This is a genomic window from uncultured Rikenella sp., assembly GCF_910579375.1.
In the GTDB taxonomy this organism is placed as follows: Bacteria; Bacteroidota; Bacteroidia; order Bacteroidales; family Rikenellaceae; genus Rikenella.
On sequence record NZ_CAJTUJ010000196.1, the window covers coordinates 1 to 3178 of the forward strand.

The 3178-nt window shown below is 59.1% G+C and carries 3 protein-coding genes; 1 reads left to right on the forward strand and 2 read right to left on the reverse strand.

Annotated features, from left to right (window positions below; genetic code table 11):
• Positions 1–219: hypothetical protein (locus QZ302_RS09560; RefSeq protein ID WP_294594820.1), on the forward strand; the 219-nt coding region annotated here is incomplete at its 5' end.
• Positions 220–402: 183 nt separating this feature from the next.
• On the opposite strand, the gene QZ302_RS09565 is transcribed toward QZ302_RS09560, so the two are convergent.
• Together QZ302_RS09565 and QZ302_RS09570 are read right to left on the reverse strand one after the other, a co-directional pair.
• Positions 403–1386: a hypothetical protein gene (locus QZ302_RS09565; protein ID WP_294594822.1), complete on the reverse strand. Its 984-nt coding sequence runs from the start codon at positions 1384–1386 to the stop codon at positions 403–405.
• A 270-nt stretch (positions 1387–1656) separates the two neighbouring features.
• Complete coding sequence (locus tag QZ302_RS09570; protein ID WP_294594824.1) at positions 1657–2511, reverse strand: Clp protease ClpP; 855 nt, start codon at positions 2509–2511, stop codon at positions 1657–1659.
• Between the last annotated feature and the right edge of the window lie 667 nt (positions 2512–3178).

A 3178-nucleotide genomic window follows, 5' to 3' on the forward strand; every position in this document is an offset into this window, starting at 1 on the left:
AGTAATAAAGGCCGCCCGCCGTGGCGCGAACGCGTCTGCCGGGCAGGTGCGCCCACAGGGCGTTTTACTGCCAGCCTCTACCCCCCGTTCTTTGTCCGCGCGCTGACGGAAATCTTATTCAAAGCGCAAGACGCTTTGAATGATTTCCTTCTCCAGCAGTCGCGCGCGGTCGAGCTTCGAGCCGGACGGAACTGCCCTGCGCGGGCGGCGTCCGGTTAATAAGGCAAAGAGAACCCTAGCAAAACGCCCGATGGGCGCACCGGCGGGACGGAGCGATACTACGTATCGCTAAGGCAGCCTCGGCCCAATTCCTTGCCCCGTTTTTTGTTCGCGCGCCTGCGCGATTCATTCTTCTGCGTTCCGACCCACCCACCCTCCGCCGCAGCGGCAAAACACGCACCGTTAGACCTCCGAGTAGGCCGTCACGATCAGCTCCGGCAGCAGATAGTCGCACCCCGCCATGAACGTTGCCCGCTGTCTGTTCTCCATCTGATCCGGATTGTACCACATCGCGACCTCCGACCCCGGGAAATCCGCCGTATTGACCGCCACCGCCAGGTTTCGGCTGTCCGTCAGGATCGCCCACGAAGTCGGCAAATCGCCCACCGTTTCGAGATACCCCTCCGCCTGGATGTCCACCACCGGAATCCCCCGGAACGACAACCGATCGATCCCATTGATCCGCGCCGCCCGGACGCTGTCCAGCGACCCGCTGAGCAGGCTCTCCTCATAATTTTCCGCCACATCGCGCGTCACCAGCAGCACCAGTCTCCCGTCCCCCTTCATCGCCCGGAGCTGCGCCGGCGCCTCCGCATAGATCGCCCGGAAGAGCTTTTCGGCATTCCCCGCCGTCCCCATCGGCAACATCGCGACCCGCTTCACATCCTCCGCCCCCGTCCCCGTGTCCGCCACCAGCCGTTTGAGGAATCCGTCAAACGTATTGAACCCGCTGGCCCGTTCCGTATCGCCGACCCACATCGTCGCCCGAATCGCCTCGGCGATCGCCTCGCGGAAGAGCGTCGTTTCGGCCTCTTCAAGCTCCGTGCCCGACAAATCGCCCAGATTGACCTCCGGGCGCCCGACGATCCGTTCGTAGACCATCGCGAAATAGTCCTCCGCCGCATAACCCATTTCGGCCTTCACCTTGTGTAACTGAATCACCTTCTGGTATTTATCCGCCGCCTCGCTACCCTTCCACCCCGCCGCATAGCGTTGCAGGAGATCCGTCCCGCGCTTCCAGAAATTGAGCGTCGTCGGCACCGGCATGTTGTACATGACCCGGATCCCGAGCTCCATCGCATCGGGCCCACTGACGAGGGGTCTGAAGAAGACCGATTCGAGTTCGTTTCCGGTATAATTTTTCGGATTTTCAATAATTTTTCCCATTCTGTTTAGTAAGTTTGATTGTTAATAAATTGTGAATGATTCGGTTAATCATCACGTCGAGACTAATCGTCCGTCAGTTTGAGCGATGGAATAATCAGTTTGCGCGTTCGAATGCAGCCTCGGCGCAATTCCCTGTTCCGCGCGCCGTGGCGCGAACGCGTTCGCCGGGCGGGCGGTGCCTCCCGGCACTCGGAGTGGGCAGCCACGGCCTCAAAGCCACCGCAGCCTGCCCAACCCACTATCCGCGCCACCCACATTGTTAATAATTTGTTAAAAACTTTTTCGTAAACGCGAAGCATCCAAGTGATAAGCTCGACTGTTGTGCGAAAACTCTGTAAAATCCTCCTCTATCAACCCCGCCACAGCAACTCCCGGATCCTCCGACGGCGCCGTTTCGGAACGCCCGATCCGACCACGCAAATCTCCCTCCTCCCCGCCTCGCGCCGCCAACGCCTCCACAACCGCACATCCATCTGAAACTGGCATTTTTTCTTCCTTTTGTGCGTTTTTCTCTGAAATAAACCAATTACGAATCCGCTCCGCAGCTCGTTCCCGGAGCTCCCCCCACGCCGTAACGCCTCCGACCCGGTCAGCCAGCCCCGCCTCGACCGCCTCTTCGGGCGAAAGCCACTCCCCTCGCCCTCCGTCCCGCGCCATCCGCTCCCGAAACTCCTCCACCGGCCGCCCCGAACGACGCGCATAAATCTGTGCCATCCGCTCATCCGTTTTGTCCAACAACCTGGCCGTCCGTTCCGCGTCGAACGCATTTCCGTCGAGCGTAGTCGTCGCATTATGAATCAGATAGAGCGCCGTCGAAGCGACATACCGCCTTCCCGAAGTCGCCGCCTGCGCCACGATCGTGGCCGCCGAAGCCGTATAACCGCAACACACCGTAGTAATTTCAGCCCCCTCCTCCGCCAGCGCACAGAGCGCATCATAGATAAGAAACGCATCCTGCACATTTCCTCCGATCGATCGGATTTTTACCTCGATTTTTCGCGCTCCCGACCTTCCGATCCGTTCGACCTGCTGTCGGAAACGTTCGTAAGTCGCCGCACGCTCCTCCCCCCCTTCGAAACTCCACCACTCCGGCACCCCGATCAGACCATCGATTTCGATTTTCATTTTTCGTCCACCGCTCACGCGGATTTCACCAGGCTTTTGCATAAATAATCGGATTTATAGATTTATTTTATTGATATTCATAAAGATCCATTAACGCCCCGGGCTACCGCCCTCGGGATACGGGCGCACTGGGCAATGTCGGCGGGGGCGGATACTGTCGGACATCCACGGTCAGCGGAATCAATGGCATGAACTTAAACTTCTACGCAACATGGCTCAGACCCAACGGAGCGGACTACCGCGCCTATGGTTTTCAGTTGCGGTGCCTCTCGGAATAAACGGGGGTGCCGCTCGGCACTCGAAAACTGGCCGCCTCTACCCAAAAGCTGGCTGGAACCACCCCAAACAGCAGCCTCTATCTCCACAGGCCTGCCCCACAAGCTATCTGCATTCTCTACCCGAAGCCCATCGGAGCTATCCTAAATTAGGCCGTCACCTTTTTTTTCATTTATTGCGGTTCGCAGAACCGCGCGGGCCGGACGCCTGCCCACGGTCGGCCCGCAACACGCCGCTTGCGCGTCGAGAGTTGCTGTTCCTCCCGGGCGTCCGACCCACAGAAACAATGCTCCATTACCGCTCCTTTTTGTAAGGTTCGTCCTCGGCGCACTACTCGCTCTCAGTTCAAGCGGACGAAGCCTGCGGGGCCCACGGCAACGTGAGTTGCGGG